Annotated in this window: 22 protein-coding genes; 9 read left to right on the top strand and 13 right to left on the bottom strand. The window is 42.6% G+C overall.

Features of this window, described 5'->3' with window-relative positions; translation table 11 throughout:
• Window positions 1-40 precede the first annotated feature (40 nt).
• Complete coding sequence (gene rpmG, locus PGH26_RS06335; protein ID WP_025784754.1) at window positions 41-190, bottom strand: 50S ribosomal protein L33; 150 nt, start codon at window positions 188-190, stop codon at window positions 41-43.
• Between the two features lie 169 nt (window positions 191-359).
• Here rpmG and PGH26_RS06330 point away from each other — a divergent pair, with 169 nt between their 5' ends.
• On the top strand, window positions 360-719 hold the full coding sequence (locus PGH26_RS06330; protein WP_323693150.1) for a hypothetical protein: 360 nt from the start codon (window positions 360-362) through the stop codon (window positions 717-719).
• A complete protein-coding gene (locus PGH26_RS06325; RefSeq protein ID WP_323693149.1) occupies window positions 716-1,189 on the top strand; it encodes a hypothetical protein in 474 nt (157 codons plus the stop codon). The genes PGH26_RS06330 and PGH26_RS06325 overlap by 4 nt, the downstream gene beginning before the upstream one ends.
• A gap of 39 nt (window positions 1,190-1,228) precedes the next feature.
• On the opposite strand, the gene PGH26_RS06320 is transcribed toward PGH26_RS06325, so the two are convergent.
• The 4 genes from PGH26_RS06320 to PGH26_RS06305 form a co-directional block, all read right to left on the bottom strand.
• The gene (locus PGH26_RS06320) at window positions 1,229-3,418 is read right to left on the bottom strand and encodes a peptidoglycan D,D-transpeptidase FtsI family protein (protein ID WP_323693148.1); all 2,190 of its coding nucleotides are present in this window, start codon (window positions 3,416-3,418) and stop codon (window positions 1,229-1,231) included.
• Between the two features lie 106 nt (window positions 3,419-3,524).
• A complete protein-coding gene (gene sodA, locus PGH26_RS06315; protein WP_323693147.1) occupies window positions 3,525-4,133 on the bottom strand; it encodes a superoxide dismutase SodA in 609 nt (202 codons plus the stop codon).
• Window positions 4,134-4,217: 84 nt separating this feature from the next.
• Entirely contained in the window at window positions 4,218-4,700 is a 483-nt protein-coding gene (locus PGH26_RS06310) for a DUF456 domain-containing protein (RefSeq protein WP_323693146.1), read from the bottom strand.
• 16 nt (window positions 4,701-4,716) lie between these two features.
• Window positions 4,717-6,348 (bottom strand): Na/Pi cotransporter family protein, encoded by a 1,632-nt coding sequence (locus PGH26_RS06305; protein WP_323693145.1) that lies wholly within the window; start codon window positions 6,346-6,348, stop codon window positions 4,717-4,719.
• A gap of 196 nt (window positions 6,349-6,544) precedes the next feature.
• Here PGH26_RS06305 and PGH26_RS06300 point away from each other — a divergent pair, with 196 nt between their 5' ends.
• From PGH26_RS06300 to PGH26_RS06285, 4 genes are all read left to right on the top strand, one after another.
• Window positions 6,545-7,072, top strand: a complete 528-nt coding sequence (locus PGH26_RS06300) for a DUF1189 family protein (RefSeq protein WP_323693144.1) — start codon at window positions 6,545-6,547, stop codon at window positions 7,070-7,072.
• A gap of 43 nt (window positions 7,073-7,115) precedes the next feature.
• On the top strand, window positions 7,116-7,451 hold the full coding sequence (locus tag PGH26_RS06295) for a hypothetical protein (RefSeq protein ID WP_323693143.1): 336 nt from the start codon (window positions 7,116-7,118) through the stop codon (window positions 7,449-7,451).
• 102 nt (window positions 7,452-7,553) lie between these two features.
• Window positions 7,554-8,678: a flavodoxin-dependent (E)-4-hydroxy-3-methylbut-2-enyl-diphosphate synthase gene (ispG, locus tag PGH26_RS06290; protein WP_323693142.1), complete on the top strand. Its 1,125-nt coding sequence runs from the start codon at window positions 7,554-7,556 to the stop codon at window positions 8,676-8,678.
• Window positions 8,675-9,259: a 5' nucleotidase, NT5C type gene (locus PGH26_RS06285; RefSeq protein ID WP_323693141.1), complete on the top strand. Its 585-nt coding sequence runs from the start codon at window positions 8,675-8,677 to the stop codon at window positions 9,257-9,259. The genes ispG and PGH26_RS06285 overlap by 4 nt, the downstream gene beginning before the upstream one ends.
• A 34-nt stretch (window positions 9,260-9,293) precedes the next feature.
• Here the strand turns inward: PGH26_RS06285 and PGH26_RS06280 are convergent, their stop codons facing one another.
• Genes PGH26_RS06280 through PGH26_RS06270 form a run of 3 tightly spaced genes read right to left on the bottom strand, consistent with a single transcriptional unit; the run spans window position 9,294 to window position 11,330 of the window.
• Entirely contained in the window at window positions 9,294-9,704 is a 411-nt protein-coding gene (locus tag PGH26_RS06280) for a Fur family transcriptional regulator (protein WP_323693140.1), read from the bottom strand.
• The gene (locus PGH26_RS06275; protein WP_323693139.1) at window positions 9,701-10,564 is read right to left on the bottom strand and encodes a metal ABC transporter permease; all 864 of its coding nucleotides are present in this window, start codon (window positions 10,562-10,564) and stop codon (window positions 9,701-9,703) included. Before PGH26_RS06275 ends, PGH26_RS06280 begins: the two co-directional genes overlap by 4 nt.
• Entirely contained in the window at window positions 10,557-11,330 is a 774-nt protein-coding gene (locus PGH26_RS06270; protein WP_323693138.1) for a metal ABC transporter ATP-binding protein, read from the bottom strand. Before PGH26_RS06270 ends, PGH26_RS06275 begins: the two co-directional genes overlap by 8 nt.
• Window positions 11,331-11,429: 99 nt before the next feature.
• Between PGH26_RS06270 and PGH26_RS06265 the strand changes: the two genes are divergently transcribed.
• Entirely contained in the window at window positions 11,430-11,678 is a 249-nt protein-coding gene (locus PGH26_RS06265) for a hypothetical protein (RefSeq protein ID WP_323693137.1), read from the top strand.
• Window positions 11,679-11,806: 128 nt separating this feature from the next.
• Here the strand turns inward: PGH26_RS06265 and PGH26_RS06260 are convergent, their stop codons facing one another.
• On the bottom strand, window positions 11,807-12,709 hold the full coding sequence (locus tag PGH26_RS06260) for a deoxyribonuclease IV (protein WP_323693477.1): 903 nt from the start codon (window positions 12,707-12,709) through the stop codon (window positions 11,807-11,809).
• Between the two features lie 11 nt (window positions 12,710-12,720).
• Window positions 12,721-14,016, bottom strand: coding sequence for a DEAD/DEAH box helicase (locus PGH26_RS06255; protein ID WP_323693136.1), 1,296 nt, complete (start codon window positions 14,014-14,016; stop codon window positions 12,721-12,723).
• A 114-nt stretch (window positions 14,017-14,130) separates the two neighbouring features.
• Here PGH26_RS06255 and vrrA point away from each other — a divergent pair, with 114 nt between their 5' ends.
• Together vrrA and PGH26_RS06245 are read left to right on the top strand one after the other, a co-directional pair.
• Entirely contained in the window at window positions 14,131-14,610 is a 480-nt protein-coding gene (vrrA, locus tag PGH26_RS06250; protein WP_323693135.1) for a VrrA/YqfQ family protein, read from the top strand.
• A 67-nt stretch (window positions 14,611-14,677) separates the two neighbouring features.
• Window positions 14,678-15,649 carry a 4-hydroxy-3-methylbut-2-enyl diphosphate reductase gene (locus PGH26_RS06245; RefSeq protein ID WP_323693134.1) on the top strand — a complete coding sequence of 324 codons (972 nt, stop codon included), beginning with the start codon at window positions 14,678-14,680 and terminating at the stop codon, window positions 15,647-15,649.
• Between the two features lie 47 nt (window positions 15,650-15,696).
• Here PGH26_RS06245 and PGH26_RS06240 read toward each other — a convergent pair whose 3' ends face one another.
• From PGH26_RS06240 to cccA, 3 genes are all read right to left on the bottom strand, one after another.
• Entirely contained in the window at window positions 15,697-16,506 is an 810-nt protein-coding gene (locus PGH26_RS06240; RefSeq protein ID WP_323693133.1) for a Nif3-like dinuclear metal center hexameric protein, read from the bottom strand.
• Window positions 16,503-17,201, bottom strand: coding sequence for a tRNA (adenine(22)-N(1))-methyltransferase (locus PGH26_RS06235; protein ID WP_323693132.1), 699 nt, complete (start codon window positions 17,199-17,201; stop codon window positions 16,503-16,505). Before PGH26_RS06235 ends, PGH26_RS06240 begins: the two co-directional genes overlap by 4 nt.
• 142 nt (window positions 17,202-17,343) lie before the next feature.
• Entirely contained in the window at window positions 17,344-17,718 is a 375-nt protein-coding gene (gene cccA, locus PGH26_RS06230; protein WP_323693131.1) for a cytochrome c550, read from the bottom strand.
• Between the last annotated feature and the right edge of the window lie 25 nt (window positions 17,719-17,743).

Here is a 17,743-nt window from a genome sequence, read left to right as displayed (position 1 = left end):
AAGAAAAAACCAAAACCATGAAAGGTTTTGGCATGAGCAATTATTTCGTTTCACGGTGAAGCGTTTGCTTCATTTCACGTGAGCAATATTTTTTCATTTCAAGACGTTCTGGATTGTTACGCTTGTTTTTCTTTGTGATATAGTTACGCTCACCACATTCTGTGCAAGCAAGTGTAATATTTACGCGCATTGTTGTCCCTCCCACTCATCAGCGATAGTAGAGTATTTATGAGCATGATTTATACGACTGTTCTATTGTATCATAAATTCAATGATTGTCTAGCAGTAAATCTAAATTCCCTAATTGGTTTTTGATATGGTACGATTAAGTAAACTTACTAACTAAGGAGGGGGCAATTTTGCCACTGCCTATTACTCTTATGATTATCGGGGTTGCAGCATTAATCATTTCGATATTTGTTGGAACCAAACAAAAAAGCACTGACGAAATCGAAAAAATTTCGATCAGTTTACATCAAGAAACCAATAATCTGAAAAAACGATTAAAGGCTCTTGAGGAAGAACTGATGGTGGATCCAGTGCCGATTACACAATCCGTTCGTAGCGCAAGAACTGAAAAACCAGTTCATTCAATTATCGTCAGCCAAATTGCGGCGCTTCACAGTCAAGGTTATTCAATTGAAGAAATTTCTAAACGGTCATCACTTGAAATGGATCAGGTCCGTTCTGTGCTGCGCTCGAAAGGTGTGCACATATGATACGCCGTCTTTTACAAATTTTCGGGATTGCTTTTCTAACAGCAGGAGCTGTTTTGTATTTCACTCAACATCCTTTTTCATCTGAAGACAAAGCAAATGCAAGTAAAGACACGGAAATTTCAGAGCTAAAACAACAATTAGCTGAAGTGAAAATGGCTTTAGCAGATGCACAACAATCTTCCGAACAAAAAAACGAATCCGGAAAAACTGACGGAGCTGCTGCAGAGAAACCCGAATCCGAAAAACAAGATCCAGTGATCAAGACGATTCTCACTCTTTCACCTGGAGATACTTCCAGAGATGCTTCCGATACTCTTGAAAAGTCGGGGATTATCAAAAGTGCATCCGAATTTGAAGCTTATTTAACAAAACAAGAACTGTCCGGGAAAATGCAAATCGGACAGCACGAGGTTGACTCTTCCATGAATTTTGCAGCACTTGCAAAAGAACTGACCACTGTTAAGCAATAATAAAAAGCCAAGCTCAATTTCGCTGAGCTTGGCTTTTTATTATTTTTTCTCTTTTTCAGCCTTTTCATCTATAGGCGGCTGAATAGTAGGTGTTTCAGTAGAAAAGATTTCAGACCCAGCACGTTTTTTCTTAAGAGCAAAGTACTCTTTAACAGCTGCTTGAGCGATATCATTGTTCGGGTGAGCATAGCCATTTGTATACGTAGATACGTGCGGAACGATAACAGAATACGCAATCTCCGGGTTTTCATAAGGTGCAAACCCTACGTGTGCTACAGAAACTGTTTGAGTGCCCCATAGCGAACGATCATCACCTTCATAATATCCCGCCTGTGCAGTACCCGTTTTCCCCGCCGCATCAAAATCTTCACCTTGGAAGATGTTATAAGCTGTTCCGCGAGGTTGGTAGTACGTATAGTGCATTCCTTTTTTTACCCGTTCAATTTCTTCTGGACTATTATCAATTCGATTTAAGACCAATGGGTCATTTTGCTTCAGAAGAGCCCCAAATTCTTTACCGTCCTTTGAAGGTTCATAGACAGCTTTCAATACGCGCGGGGCAATTCTGTATCCTCCGTTAGCTACGGTAGATACATACTGTGCAAGTTGAAGCGGTGTGTACGTATCGTACTGGCCAATTGCTAAGTCAAGTAATTTACCGGGTTCTTTACGGTTTGGCTCAGGAGATGAACCTGATACTTCACCAGGCAAATCGATCCCTGTTTTAGCTCCTAGGCCGAATGATGCGTAGCCGTCTCGCATTTTGTTGAACGCATCAAAGTCGATTTTCAAACTTCCGCCTTTTACATAATTGTAATTAGCTATTTCCATTGCAATCTTAAACATATAGACGTTGGAAGATCGTCCTAACGCTTCAATATCATTAACCGCAACACGAGAGTTCTGGTTAAAAAGTGAGGCTTTACGTTGTTTACCTACATAAATAGGTTCATCAATTTTTGTTTCTCCTAAACGCAGCGCATTGTATTTGTAACCAGTCAGCATCGTTGCTAATTTCACTGTCGATCCTACTTCGTATGATGTACTGAATGCTCCGAATGTGTAATCCTGAACAGACAATTTACCGGTTTCTTTGTCTTTTACGATTCTTTTACCTACCATAGATAACACTTCACCTGTATTCGGATCCATCATTACTAAGAAGGCACGATCTAAAAATTGTGAACCGCCCATCCGTTTTGCTTTTAACAAATTGTCCTCGACAATTTTTTCTAAATGAGATTGCAGTTCCGTATCTAATGTCAGCATTAGATCTTTTCCAGGCTCGCCTTCCCGTACAGTTTTTGTCTCAACTACTCTGCCTGTACGGTCTTTAATATTCTTTACCACAGTCTTCTGACCCTTTAGCAAATCTTCGTAATACCGTTCGATGTAACTCTTCCCTACTCGGTCATTACGTGAATAACCGCGTGCTAGGAAGTAATCGAGATCCGATTTAGGGATTCCTTCAAGGGGACTGGTTGTCGTACCCAGGATTGCACTGTCAGACATTTTGACACGTTCCCAGTCTGTCGTTGTATTGACACCCGGAAGTGAACTCAGCTGTTCGGAAACAGTCGCAAATTCAGTATCTGTCACGTCTTCACTTTTAACAATTTGCGGTGTATACGCATAACCAGACATCATTTCCCGATAAATCGCAAGAACTTCTAACTGATTTTCCGTGAAAGACTCCAATTCTTCGTCTGTTATGCGGTCCCGTGTCATTTTCGTGATTTTACGCTGAGCTTCTTTTTTTGTGATGGATTCGTCCTTTTGAATTGCCAGCAGCTCTTTTTTTGTTACTTTATCCATCGCTTCGTTAGGATGTAAAAGAATCCAATAATCTTTTTTATCTCCAAGAGTGATTCGATTAGTCGGTTTTTCAATCAACTTCGCAAGTTTTTTTGCCGTTTTCAACATTTCTTCAGATGTTGTAGATGTTGTCTTCGTATATGTAATCGCATTACGCGGTTCGTTATCTACAAGTAAATGTCCGCTTCGGTCAAAAATTCGTCCCCTTGGTACACTCGTGTTTACTGCAATTTCTTCTGTCCGCTCCAGTTCACGCTTATATTCTTCGCCTTTTACAATTTGCAAATATCCTAAACGAAAAATTAGCAATGAAAACAAAACAAATATAGAAAAGAATAAAAAGTTCATTCTGAAGGAAGTCAATTTGCGCTGGCGTACTTTAGCCTGATCGACTTTACGCTGATTTTTCCTCACGTTTTCCTCCTCCTTCGTTAGGTGCACATCAAATGAATTATAGCATTAAAAAATGAAAAAGCACACATCTTGACGAACAAGATGTGTGCTTGGTTGCATCAATCGCTTACTTATTTTCTGTGTAAAGCTTTTGTACTTCATCCCAATTTACTACATTCCAGAATGCTGTAATGTAATCAGGACGGCGGTTTTGATAGTTTAAGTAGTATGCATGCTCCCAAACGTCCAAGCCAAGAAGTGGAGTCTTGCCTTCCATTAATGGATTGTCCTGGTTTGGTGTAGACATGATTGAAAGTTCGCCGTTATCAAGAACGAGCCAAGCCCATCCAGAACCAAAGCGAGTTTTTGCAGCGTTTGCAAACTCTTCTTTGAATTTGTCTAAGCTTCCGAACTTCTTGTCAATCGCTTCAGCTAGAGTACCAGTCGGCGCTCCGCCACCGTTCGGTGAAAGAAGTGTCCAGAATAAGGAGTGGTTCGCATGACCTCCGCCATTATTGCGAACTGCAGTACGGATATCTTCAGGAACTGCATTCAAATCTGAGATAAGTTCTTCAACAGATTTCGCAGCAAGATCAGCATGTCCTTCCAATGCATTATTTACATTGGTAACGTACGTATTATGATGCTTCGTATGGTGAATCTCCATCGTTTCTTTGTCGATGTGCGGTTCTAGTGCATCATATGCATAAGGCAATTCAGGTAATTTGTAAGCCATTTCCAATTCCTCCTTGAATGATTGATTTCTTTCCTACTCTTCAAGGGTATCAAACTTCCCACAGGCATTCAATTATCTTGTCTTTTAGGTGACGAAGAAGATGAAAATTCCGATCATAACAATCATGACCGCCGCTTTGACAATGACAGAAGTCAAAAAGCCGACTAACGAGCCTATCCCGGAACGAAGCGCTTGTTTAAACCCCGAACGCGTTATGACTAACTCCGCTATAACAGCACCCAGGAAAGGGCCGACCAAGATACCTGCTACAGGTATGACGAAAGGTCCAATAAGAAGGCCAATAGTACTTCCCCACCCGCCGGCGTCCGATCCGCCGAACCGTTTAATGCCGAATAGGTTGGCGAGTGTGTCTGCTCCGAACAATAAGATGGTGAAGAGAATTTGAATGGTCCAGAACAGCCATCCCATTGAACTGAATGTATCGATTAACCCATAAAGCAAAAAGCCGCCGATAACAAAAAGAACTGAAGGTATGACCGGATAAATCAGCCCCAGAAATGCAACAGCAAAAAACAAACTTGCTACAATCCATGCAATCCACTCCATCCGGCATCCCCCTCACTTATGCTCGTTTTCCTAAAACCGCTTCTGCAATATTGACAGCATGATCACCGATTCGCTCTAAGTTCGATACGATATCCACAAAAACGATACCAGCTTGTGCAGAACAGCCGCCTTCATTCAAACGAATAATATGGCTCTTTCGACATTTCCGTTCCATTTTATCAATCAATTCTTCTTGCTTCGCAACAGTACGTGCAAGTTCCCAGTCATTTGTATCCAGGGAATCCACTGCTTTTTGTACAGTTCCTATCGTAAGAGCAAACATTTCCGATAATTCTTCCATTGCATCTTCAGACAGCTTCACTTTATTCACTTCTCTGAAGTCGATCAGTTCAATAATATTCTCAAAGTGATCACCGATTCGCTCAATGTCGCGTACCGTATCCATTAGCATAACATGTCGGACAGATTCAACCGGCGAGATATTGACAGCAGAAATTTCAACTAAATAGTCCGTGATTTTACGGTCCAAATTATTAATGGCATCTTCAATTTGATACGCAGTTTCTGCATGACTTTTCTTGCTGCTCTTCAAGTATTCGAATGTTTCTTCTAATCCTTGGACAGCAAACGAACCCATACGTATGATTTCTTCTTTTGCTTGTCCAATCGCAACAGCTGGAGACTGACTAATAAAATGCGGATCCAAATGTTTCGGTTTATATTCAATTGTCACATCTTCACCAGGAATTAGTTTTGTTACAAAATATGCCCAAGCACCGATGAACGGAAACTGGATTGCTGTGTTCACCACGTTAAACGAACCGTGTGCGAACGCAATTTGCATTTTCTTATCAATGCCAAACGTACTCGTCATCCATTCCACGTAAGCAGTAAAAGGAACGAGGAGAATCATGAATATAGCAGCTCCTAGAATATTGAACAAAACGTGGGTCGCTGCCGCACGACGTGCAGCTACAGACGCGCCAATTGCTGCTAAAATTGCAGTTATCGTTGTTCCGATGTTGTCACCAAACAAAACGGGCAGAGCAGCTTTCAAATCGATAAGATTTTCCGCATATAATCCTTGCAAAATCCCTACAGTCGCACTGGAACTCTGAACGATTAACGTAAACACCGTACCTGCTACCACTCCAAGCATCGGGTGGTCTGCCATCGAAACGGTCAAATCAGTAAACGACTCCAGAGATCGTAAAGGCACCATTCCTTCACTCATTAGTTCAAGCCCTAGGAACAGGCCTCCAAACCCGAATACCACCTCACCAAAATGTTTAACCGTCAGTTTCGGGATGAAGAAAATCATGAACGCACCAATTGCCATAATCGGCAGTGCATAAGCACCTACGTCCAATCCGATAATGAATGCGGTAACTGTTGTACCTATGTTTGCACCCATAATAACACCAATTGCTTGTCTCAATTTCATGAACCCCGCACTAACGAGTCCAACGGTAATAACGGTCGTACCTGAACTTGACTGAATCAGAACTGTCACAATAATACCGACTAGCACACCCATGAACGGGTTCGTTGTAAAACGGTCCAGGATAGAACGCAATCTATCTCCTGCTACTTTCTGAAGACCGTCCCCCATGTATTTAATGGCGAAAAGAAAAATACCAAGTCCGCCAAGAAACTGAAATGCTACTTCCTGCCAGTTAATATCCATGTAATGTGCAACCTCCAATAACGATATGTATACCCTCCTATTATTGTCGCCGTGTTCGCATATGTAAATAGACAACGGTCAATCTTTACAATCCCTTAACAATTGACATGCTATCCCGAATGATTTGTGACAATTCCTACCCACTTACATGCTGCCAATGCTAAACTAACACTATATCTAGAAAGGAGTTACCTTTTTGAAGAACTATCAATTGTTTCTTGCTTCCTTTTATGAGCCGAAAAAGCTGGCAGCTTTCCGGTTACTTCCTATAGGAAAAGTAATTCAATACGTATTTCTATTTGTCATCCTTTCGACATTGGTGTCCTTTATACGATTCCTCACGGGGGATATTGATTTGTTCGGTTCCTCCCCAGAATTGATTGAATACGCGAAAACGGTTGGCGGGCTGCTCTATCCAATGGCCTTTGTCCTTCAGCTTGTCATCAGCACGTTTTATTTATTCATCCGAGTAAGTTTCTTCGGTCTCGTTGGGCTTGGGCTTCTTAAATTGTTTAAACGCCGGGGAGAATACAGGCATATGTGGCGCACCTCCGCTGTTTCAATTACCGTCCCTATTTTAGTTTCTTTAGTTCTTGACAGTGCCCATCTGGCAAATGACTACAATTTCATAATAACCGCTGTGATACATATGGCGTATTTAGCAATGGCAGCAAACTATTACCCAAAACAACCAAAAGCCAAAGTTAAAGTCAGTCGCGCATAAATGTCTCCCTTGTCGCATATCGTGTGAGAAGGGAGGCTTTTCTATGAGACTGCTACTTACCGCACTCGCTGTATTTGCGATTATCCATATGCTTAAAAGTGATTTGACAGAAGGTACAATCCAACTTGCTGCATTCGCTTCTGATGAACCTGAGTGTCAAGAAGTGGACAAGCCTGTGTCAATAGTCGTCACAACCGTTCAAGGCGATACGATTGAGACATTGTTTGCTCTCTATCCGGATCCGACTATGCCGTTCATTGATCGATTGACAAATTTCTATCAACTCAACCCGCATTTGCAACTTCAAGACATTGTTGGCGGGGAGCAGATTGAAATTCCACTTAGCAGTGAAACCGTCACATTTTGCTCAAAACAATAGGCTGCGGAGGGCAGTTCCTTGTCTTTTTAGCACAATGATTGATAAAATGTACATTAGTAATCCATAGTAAACCGCAGTAATTTGAAGTAAGGAGAGAGATTAATGACTGAAATGATACATCGATCCAACACGCGTCCTGTCAAAGTCGGGAATCTTACAATCGGAGGAAGCAATGAACTATTCATCCAAAGTATGACGACGACTAAAACACATGACGTGGAAGCAACTGTTGCAGAAATCAAGCGTTTAGAAGAAGCAGGTGTTCAGATTGTCCGCGTTGCTTGTCCAGATGAGCGCGCAGCTTACTCAATCGGCGCGATTAAAGCACAGATTAACATTCCACTCGTTGTCGATATTCACTTTAACTATAAACTGGCACTGATTGCGATTGAACAAGGTGCGGATAAGATTCGTATTAACCCAGGTAACATCGGCAAGCAAGCAAAAGTGGAGGCTGTTGTTAATGCAGCTAAAGCAAAAGGAATTCCTATTCGTATCGGAGTAAACGCCGGATCTCTTGAAAAGAAAATCCTTGAGAAATATGGCTATCCAACAGCTGACGGTATGGTTGAAAGCGCACTGCATCATATTAAAATTCTCGAAGATCTCGATTTCCATGACATCATCGTATCGTTGAAAGCGTCTGATGTGAACTTGGCAATTGAAGCTTATAAAAAAGCGGCAGCTGCATTTGACTACCCCCTTCACCTCGGCATTACAGAATCCGGTACATTATTTACCGGTTCCATTAAGAGTTCCGCAGGGCTTGGGGCGTTACTTTCAGCAGGTATCGGGAACACGATGCGTGTATCTCTGAGTGCTGACCCGGTTCAAGAAGTAAAAGTTGCCCGGGAGTTATTGAAAGTATTCGGCCTTTCATCCAACGCAGCTACTCTTATTTCTTGTCCGACTTGCGGACGTATTGAAATTGACTTAATTTCTATTGCTAACGAAGTGGAAGAGTATATCTCAAACATCAAAGCTCCGCTTAAAGTCGCGGTTCTTGGCTGTGCAGTTAACGGCCCGGGGGAAGCACGAGAAGCAGATATCGGAATTGCGGGTGCTCGTGGTGAAGGCCTTCTCTTCATGCACGGTAAAACCGTACGTAAAGTGCCTGAAGAAACAATGGTCGAGGAATTGAAGATTGAAATCGATAAACTTGCGGAAGAGTATTTCGAAAAGAAGAGACAAGAAGAACTGCTTGAAGAGAGCGGAGCAACTAAGTGAAAAACTATCGATTCGGCATCGATATTGATGGAACCGTAACAACTCCTTCTTCCCTTCTTCCGCATATCAATAAGAAGTTTGGATGCGAGCTCGTTTTAGATGATATTAAAGAGTATGATTTGACCACTGCATTCGAAGTCGATCCGACAGAGTTTTACAACTGGTACAAAAAGGCTGAACCTGAAATTTGTTTAACGTCTTCTCCACAGGAGCAGGCTAAACAATTTTTAACGGAGTGGCAGAAACAGCAGGCAGAGCTGTATTACATCTCTGCTCGCGGATCTGAAGTAATGGATGTCACAATGGAATGGTTCCAGCGTGAGCAGCTTCCTTTTGACCATGTAGAACTAATCGGCAGTCATCGTAAAATTGAAACTGCCCGCAAATTTGGTACAGATGTATTTTTTGAAGACAAGCACGATAATGCTGTCGACTTGCACGAAGAGCTAGACATTCCTGTGATCCTCTTTGACACTCCATATAATCGGAATCCTATTCCGGATGGCGTCATCCGAGTAACTAATTGGAACGAAGCTAATGAATGGATACAGCACAACTTTTTTACAACTTCAGTGAAATAAAAAAAGGAAAGGCTCAAATGGAGCCTTTCCTTTTTTATTGGCATTGCGGACATTTCCCGTACACTTCGAACTTGTGCCCTTGTATCTCCACTCCCGGTAAATTAACCGCGATGTGATCCATTGGGCAAGAAGGTATATGTTTCGTCTTTCCACATACTGTGCATATAAAGTGATGGTGATGCACTCCCGGATCACAGTGCATCCGATATTGGCGTTCGCCATTAAGATCCGTTTCCTCCAGAATTTCAAGTTCTGCAAACGTGGCCAAGTTTCTGTAAATTGTATCAAAGCTGACTCCAGGATTATCTTTCTTCAAGTATTCACCTACATCCATTGCTGCAGTATATCCATCACGCTCTGCAAGAAACTCTAAAATCGCTTCTCTATTTTTCGTCCGTTTGAATGAATGCTGCTTCAACGTCTCCCATGCTTTTTCTACATTCACAGTACTTCCCCCTTTCTTCTCACAGTACTTTTTCCTGTAAGCCGTTTACTGCCTAATACAAAAAGTAAGATAAGGATGGCGGTAACTACAATCGTTCCTCCAGGTGCAATGTCCAAATGATACGCGGCAAATAATCCTGCAATGACGGATACTTCTCCAAAAAGAATCGAGAGAAGCATAGCGGATTTAAAGCTTTTTGCTACTTGGATTGCAGCAGCTACCGGAAGCGTCATGAGCGAAGAGACGAGAAGAATTCCGACAATTCTCATGGAAGCGCCGATAACTAATGCAGTCAGCACCATGAAAAACATTTGAATCCAGCGTCCTTTAATACCTGATGCTTTTGAATAATCTGCGTCAAATGAGAGCGTAAACAGTTCCTTATAAAACAAGTAAATGAAGGCAAACACTGCAATTGCAAGAATTGCTACAACCAATAAATCTTGTCTGCTGACTGCAGAGACTGAGCCGAACAAGTAACCGACTAAATCTGCACCGAACCCTTTAGCGAGAGATATAAAAATAGCACCGAACCCAATACCTGCAGAGAGAATGATTGGAATCGCAAGTTCTTCAAAGTTTCGATAAACCCGTCGCAGCCGTTCGATTAATAACGATCCTCCTACAGCTGCCGCCATTCCTAAATAGATAGGATTAAGCCCTGCAAAGAACAGCACTTGCTGACTCAAATACAAGCTGCCTGCAATACCTGCCAGTGATACGTGACTAAGCGCATCAGCAATCAGCGCCAGGCGTCTCACAACTATAAATAATCCGAGCATTGGTGCAATCACTCCGATAATCAGTCCGGAGAAGAAAGCATTTTGTAAAAATTCATACGTAAATAATGCATCAATCATTGGAAGTGCCACCTTCCTTCTGATGAATGAGACGAACAGAATGACCATACCAGCGTGAAAGGTCGTTATCATTCAGCTTGGCGAAGTCCCTTCTTCCGCCATGGAAGTGCATGGTTCGATTCAAACAAGCGACGTGTGATGCGAGATCCGTAACAAGGTCAATTTCATGGGAAACTAAAAGAATAGCGATTCCGTTGTCACGATTCAACTTTTCAAGCATAGAATAGAAAGAAGCCGAGTTTTGCTGATCCACACCGACAGTCGGTTCATCCATAATGAGCAATTCAGGTTTTGCTGCGAGTGCCCGTGAAATGAAGACCCGCTGCTGCTGCCCGCCGGAAAGTTCTCCGATATTGCGATCAGCGAAGCTCTCCATATCTACTTCACGAAGTGCGTTCATGGCCGCTTCGGTATCCGCTTTCGTAAAACGCTTGAATAATCCCTTTTTTTTCGTTAATCCGCTCCTGACAACCTCAAGTACAGTTGCTGGAAATCCGCTATTGAAAGAATTGGATTTTTGGGATACGTAGCCAACCCGTTCTTTATGACTGACGTGAGAAACGGGCTGTCCAAATAGTTCCACTGTTCCTTTATCCGGCTTTAATAACCCTAATAAGATTTTAATAAGTGTCGATTTACCAGAACCGTTTGGACCAATTAACGCCCAGAATTCACCTGGCCGCACGGTTAAGGTGATGTCTTCCAACACGGATGAACTGCCATAATTAAACGTTACATCTGTTAATTTCACTAGACTTTCTTGCATACAATCATCCTTCAACTAATAGTAATGATTACGATTCACTCCAATGATTATAAACGAAATGGAGCGGTCTTACAAATCTAAAGAAAGCTAGGTGGCGAATTGGATTATACAAAGTTATTATTGGAGATGAAAAAAAGAAGTGATGAAGAGATGCTGAAGATGTCGAGGTCCTATGGATTAGACTTCACCGTCGAGGAAATTAGACTGCTTAGACCATTGCTTGATGAGATTTCGATGCATTGGATTTTGACAGGAGTTCCTGAAAGTTTCATTTCAAAAGTGGAACGTGTCCTGGGTCAGAAACGGACTCATCAGATGTTAGACGATTATTTGAATATGCGTAAGTAAGAAAAGGCTGTCGGGCAGATCAGTATGAACTGATTTGCATGACAGCCTTATTTTCCGACTTGAACTACCTAGAATGCGATGTAATTTTACACAGCAGCGACTCGACTATTTTCGTATTTCTAAGTCGATTAAGCGTTTGTCTCTTGGTTTAAGAGGGCGTCACGGTACTTAGTCGTGAATTCTCCGCTCTTTAACATCATAATTTCTTCTTTGTAAGGTGCCGTCTTGTTTTTCTTATCCGTTCCGATAAACGGTGTTTCCAGTATTTTAGGGACGTTTACGAACGAAGGGTGATGGACAACATAATGCAATGGCTCAAAACCTATGTGACCGAAGCCGATATTTTCGTGACGGTCTTTTCCTGCTCCACGCACGTTCTTACTATCATTGACATGAATAACTGAAATACGGTCCCGGCCAATGTAGTGATCAAACTCTTCCAGAACGCCTTCAAAATCGTTTACAATGTCATATCCTGCGTCATGGACGTGGCACGTGTCAAAACAAACGGAAAGACGATCGTTATTTTTAACACCATCAAAAATCTTTGCAAGTTCTTCAAAGCTTCTTCCGCATTCTGTACCTTTACCTGCCATTGTTTCCAGCGCAATCTTGACATCAGCGTCTTCAGCTAACACTTCATTCAAACCTTCGATAATTTTAGCAATTCCCTTGTCTGCACCTTCACCTACGTGAGCACCAGGATGCAAAACAATCTGATTCGCACCCAGTGCTGCTGTCCGTCGAATCTCCTCTTGCAAGAAGTCGACACCTAAGCGGAAAGTCTCTGGTTTCACTGTATTCCCGATATTGATGATATAAGGTGCGTGTACAACCATTGAAGAAAGACCGTGCTCGTCCATATGCGCTTGACCAGCAGCAATGTTCAACTCTTCAATTGGTTTACGTCTTGTATTTTGAGGGGCTCCTGTATAGATCATAAACGTTGAGGCGCCAAAGTCCGCAGCGTCTTTACTGGAGCCAAGCAGCATGTCTTTCCCGCTCATGGAAACATGAGATCCAATTAAAATAGGCTGTTCACTCATTTTTTCTTATTCATTCTCCTTTCACGCTTTTTAAAGCGATCCACTTCAGCAGCCCGCTTCTTTTTATAACCAGGTTTCACCTTAGCGGGTTTCCGGATTAAAGCAGCAGCCTTCTTGTCGATTTCATCCTGTTCTTTCGGTCTGTTCTTTCTGGAATGACGTTCTTTCAGCTGCGACCATTCACCATTTTTTACATCTTCATGTACAAATGGGATACCCATTTTCTCGATTTTAACGATAGCATCATCCTCGGAAGGGTCAAACAACGTAATTGCAACCCCTTCTAAACCAGCACGTGCTGTACGTCCAACACGGTGGATATAGAACTCGAGGTCTTCAGGAAGCTCGTAGTTGATGACGTGGCTTACGCCAGGGATATCAATGCCGCGCGCCGCTAAATCTGTCGCTACAATAAATTGGTACTCCAAATCACGAATTTGTTTCATCATACGTGTCCGTTCCCTGGCATTCAAGTCCCCATGGATTTTCCCGGTTTTCACACCTTGAGCAGCTAAAAAACCAGCAAGCTCATCTGCATTTTGTTTTGTATTAGTGAAAATAATCGCCAAATAGGGATTGATTGCCTGAATGACATTTAAAAGTTTCTTTTTGCGATCCATTCCTCTGACAGGAACGAGTGAATAATGCATGCCTTCCGTCAATGGCTTTTTCGTACCAAGCTGAACATGAACAGGTGAGTTCATATACTTTGCCAGGAACGGCTTTAGTTTTTCTGGAATAGTTGCAGAGAAAACATACATTTCCAAGTCACTTGGCATTTTCCCCGCAAATTGGTCAATATCTTCAATGAATCCCATATCAAACGCCAGATCAGCCTCGTCTATTACGAGAATGCGGGCAGTATGAATCGATAACGCACCTGTATCTGACATATCTCGGATACGTCCCGGCGTTCCAACGACTAAATGAGGGTTCGATTTCAATTTGTCAGCTGAACGTTTCTTATCTGTGCCGCCTATCAATAGACTTGTTCGCACTTCAGAAGATGCCGTCAGTTTTTTCAACTCATCAAACAACTGGATCGCAAGCTCCCGCGTTGGAGCTGTAATAACTCCTTGAAGCTCATCTGCATCTGTATTAATGCGCTGTAAAATTGGAATCAGGAAACTATGAGATTTCCCTGTTCCTGTATGTGCTTGCCCGATTGCGCTCTGGCCTTTTAAAATAAGCGGAATCATTTCCTTTTGGATGGGGGTTGGACTTGTGAAGCCCAATTGTTCTATCGCATCGCGTAGAAACGGTTTAAATTGGTAATCAGTGTATCTAGACATGTTCGTGTCCTCCTATCATTCATTCGTTCATTGTAGCACGAAACTGTACCGCTGGTTGTTTTTTTCGCATAGGATACTTTATAGACAAAGTACTCTTTGGGAAAGGAGATCATTATGAGATATCAATCTTTTTATCCGTTTGCGAATCAGCAGCGTCAAGCCCCTGCCGGACAGCAGATGTTTCGTGGTAATTTCCAGCAGGCCACTCCCTTTACGCAGGGTCCTGCAGCACCATTTTCACAAGGCCAGGCGAACCAGCAGCCTTCCCCATTTGGAATGGATCCTGGGTTTGGCGGTCAACAGCAGCCGCAAAGTGGAACACCTGCAGGGGCTGGTCTTTCGAAACCTGAAATGTATATGGAAACCGCCAATCGTTTTATGACAACTGTGCAACAATATGCCCCTATGGTACAACAGTTTGCACCAATGCTTCAAAACATACCCGCCATGTGGAAATTATATCGAGGTTTTCAATCTCTTCCGGATGCAGGAGCAGCAGGAGCATCCGCCGCAACTTCAGTTGCACGGGCAGCAGCACCTTCAGCAGCAGGTCCGCTGCCTTCCGTACCAAAAGTGTTCCAGCCGCCAATCTAAGACTTTGAACCTTTCATCCATCTCCGCTATAATAGGGGTAGATCCCTTTAGAGGAGTGAGCGAAAAAATGAAAGTATTGAAGATTTCCCCGCGGGGTTATTGTTACGGGGTCGTCGATGCAATGGTGATTGCTAGAAATGCGGCACTCGACGAATCATTGCCGAGACCGATTTATATATTGGGCATGATTGTACACAACAAGCATGTGACGGATGCCTTTGAAGAAGATGGCATTATCACATTAGAAGGAGATAATCGTCTCGAAATTCTCAATCAAGTTGAGACGGGTACTGTAATATTCACAGCGCATGGCGTATCTCCTGAAGTTCGGGAACTGGCACGAAAAAAAGGACTCGTTTCAATTGACGCTACGTGTCCTGACGTAACGGTCACTCATGACTTGATTCGCGAGAAAACAGCTGAAGGCTATGACATTATCTATATCGGTAAAGCCCATCATCCGGAACCTGAAGGCGCTCTTGGCGTTGCACCCGGAAGAGTCCATCTAGTGGAAAATGCTGAGGATATTGAACAGCTGACTCTTCAAAACGATAAGTTACTTGTCACAAATCAGACAACTATGAGTCAGTGGGACGTAATCCATCTCATGGAAGACTTGAAGAAAAAATATCCCCAAATTGAAGTTCATAAAGAAATTTGCATGGCGACACAAGTTCGACAAGAAGCCGTTGCAGAGCAAGCGGGCGAAGCAGACCTGTTAATTGTTGTCGGTGATCCGAAGAGCAATAACTCAAACCGGTTAACTCAAGTTTCAGTTGAAATTGCTAATACCCCATCTTATCGAATTTCAGACGTCTCTGAAATTCAGTTAAGCTGGTTAGAAGGTGTCGAACGCGTTGCAGTTACAGCAGGCGCTTCTACTCCTACTTTGATTGTACGTGAAGTCATCGAATTCCTGACTAAGTATGATCCTGACGATTCTTCGACACACATGGCAGAGCGCAAGTTTGACTTGAATCGACTTTTGCCGAAAATTAAAAATCCAACACCCGTGACTCGAATCGAACCGTATGCTTAAATGAGTAAATCCCCCAACCTCTCACCGGAGAAGTTGGGGGATTTTATTTAAAGAAATGTGAACGGTTCAGTAGTTAGTTTAGATTGTAAAAAAATCACTTTATATTTTCGATCTTCACATTTTGCAGTCATATAATCTGCTACTCCTTGAATCATCACTTTTTCAACATTATGACCAGGGTCCACAATACTCAAGTCAATTGCTTCTGCATCTTGGGCGACGTGGTAATACATATCACCTGTCACTAACACATCTGCGCCGGCACGTTTTGCTGCATAGATGTATTTGTTGCCATCCCCGCCTAAAACACCAACCTTCTGAATTAAACGTTCTTTATCCCCTACTATTCTAACCGCAGGAACGTCTAATTTCTTTTTCACAAATCGAGCAAACTGTTCAAGCGACATGGGTGAAGTCAGCCTGCCAACCCGTCCTAAGCCATATTCTTGATCCCCTTGGACAGAAGTTTGTTCAATGATTTTCAACTCAGTCAGCTCAAGTTTTTCAGCGAGTAAATCATTCACTCCGCCAATCGCAATGTCGAGATTCGTATGAGCAGCATACACGGACAAATCGTGTTTGATGCACTTTTCTATCATTCGTCCCTGAGGTGTATCGGTCCAGATGTGTTTAGCCGGTCTGAATAATGGCGGGTGATGTGCAATGATAAGCGTCGCTCCAAGCTCAATCGCTTCATCGACAACCGCTTCATTCACATCTAATGTAATTAAGACCTTTTCAACTGGACGATTCAATTGCCCAATATGTAAACCAATCGGATCCCCGTCCATTGCCAACTTTTTCGGTGCCCACTCTTCAAATAATTGAATGATTTCATGACCATTTACGTTTTTCATGATTTCAACACCCTTTCAATCATATCCTTCGTTGCGTTCAGTTGCTGGCGCTTTGATTTTGCTTCTTCAGATTGTGCAGACTGCGTTAATACATGGATAACACGTTCTATCTCCTTTAACTCCCCTTGCCACTTCTCTTGGAAAACAGCAGTACGCTCCTGCAAAAGAATCGGTCCCATTAGCAGCTCTTCTGAGGTATAAGACTGTTCGCCTCTTTCGAGTACAAGAATTTCATATATTTTATTATCTTCTTTTAGAATCGTTTCATCCACGATCATCCATGAGTAATCGACTGCCCATTCCCGTATAGCCATTGCATGTATATTCGGCTGAACAATTATCCGCTTGACTCCAGATAGCCTTTTTGAATCACTTTTCAATATAGAAGCAATTAACGACCCGCCCATCCCCGCAATCGTTACTGTTTCAACCCGATCCTCAGGTAAAATAGCTTGCAGTCCATTTGCAAGACGCACTGTAATCTGATCAGTTAAGCCTTCTTTCGCCACATTACGTTTAGCTGATTCAAATGGACCTCTTACAACTTCTCCTGCAATTGCACGCGAGATTCGGCCATTTTGGATGAGCCAGCATGGCAGATATGCATGATCACTTCCAATATCCGCAAGGACAGTTCCTGTTTCTGCAAATGATGCGACTAATCGCAATCGTTCTGATAAATTTTTAGCGTTCACTCTTTGTTCCACCTTTCAGCAGACGTACACACTTACGTCGCTTCTTCCATTAATCTTATCGAAAATAAGACCTTTTTGCACGTATCAAACAAAAGAGCAATCAGGCGGCGGGAATCCGCCACACTGATTGCTCTCTAGATTATCATTTTAGTGTAAGAATGTAATCGACCATTGCGTCGATGTTCTCATCAGGGATGAGTCCAGCAGGCATTCCGCCTTTACCATTCTTGATGATCTCGTGAAGCTCTTTAGCATCTTTGTCTTCACCGTGAAGGCTAGGACCAACAGCGCCTTCTAAATCTCCACCGTGACATCCGATACATTTTTGCTGAGCAACAGCTTCAGCATCGAATTCAGAGGATGCGCCTGCATCTTCTTTCGTACCTTCTTCAGTTGCTTCGCCATCAGCATCGGCAATTTCTTTCTTCTGATCAATACCATAAAGGGACATGAAGAAAATGAGTCCAATTCCTAGTGCGAAAATCAAAATATAAGGAACAACAGGATTTTTACTCAACGAATTTAACCTCCTTCACCAGAAA

It is taken from the genome of Sporosarcina jeotgali (genome assembly GCF_033304595.1).
Classification (GTDB): Bacteria; Bacillota; Bacilli; order Bacillales_A; family Planococcaceae; genus Sporosarcina; species Sporosarcina jeotgali.
Note: the sequence above shows the minus strand (reverse complement) of the source record. Positions and strands in the feature narration are given on the sequence as shown.

Bases quoted from the DNA above. Each gene is read 5' to 3' on its own strand.
- rpmG (WP_025784754.1), bottom strand. From the start codon at position 190: ATGCGCGTAAATATTACACTTGCTTGCACAGAATGTGGTGAGCGTAAC.
- PGH26_RS06325 (WP_323693149.1), top strand. From the start codon at position 716: ATGATACGCCGTCTTTTACAAATTTTCGGGATTGCTTTTCTAACAGCA.
- sodA (WP_323693147.1), bottom strand. From the start codon at position 4,133: ATGGCTTACAAATTACCTGAATTGCCTTATGCATATGATGCACTAGAA.
- PGH26_RS06310 (WP_323693146.1), bottom strand. From the start codon at position 4,700: ATGGAGTGGATTGCATGGATTGTAGCAAGTTTGTTTTTTGCTGTTGCA.
- PGH26_RS06305 (WP_323693145.1), bottom strand. From the start codon at position 6,348: ATGGATATTAACTGGCAGGAAGTAGCATTTCAGTTTCTTGGCGGACTT.
- PGH26_RS06295 (WP_323693143.1), top strand. From the start codon at position 7,116: ATGAGACTGCTACTTACCGCACTCGCTGTATTTGCGATTATCCATATG.
- ispG (WP_323693142.1), top strand. From the start codon at position 7,554: ATGACTGAAATGATACATCGATCCAACACGCGTCCTGTCAAAGTCGGG.
- PGH26_RS06275 (WP_323693139.1), bottom strand. From the start codon at position 10,564: ATGATTGATGCATTATTTACGTATGAATTTTTACAAAATGCTTTCTTC.
- PGH26_RS06270 (WP_323693138.1), bottom strand. From the start codon at position 11,330: ATGCAAGAAAGTCTAGTGAAATTAACAGATGTAACGTTTAATTATGGC.
- PGH26_RS06255 (WP_323693136.1), bottom strand. From the start codon at position 14,016: ATGTCTAGATACACTGATTACCAATTTAAACCGTTTCTACGCGATGCG.
- vrrA (WP_323693135.1), top strand. From the start codon at position 14,131: ATGAGATATCAATCTTTTTATCCGTTTGCGAATCAGCAGCGTCAAGCC.
- PGH26_RS06245 (WP_323693134.1), top strand. From the start codon at position 14,678: ATGAAAGTATTGAAGATTTCCCCGCGGGGTTATTGTTACGGGGTCGTC.
- PGH26_RS06240 (WP_323693133.1), bottom strand. From the start codon at position 16,506: ATGAAAAACGTAAATGGTCATGAAATCATTCAATTATTTGAAGAGTGG.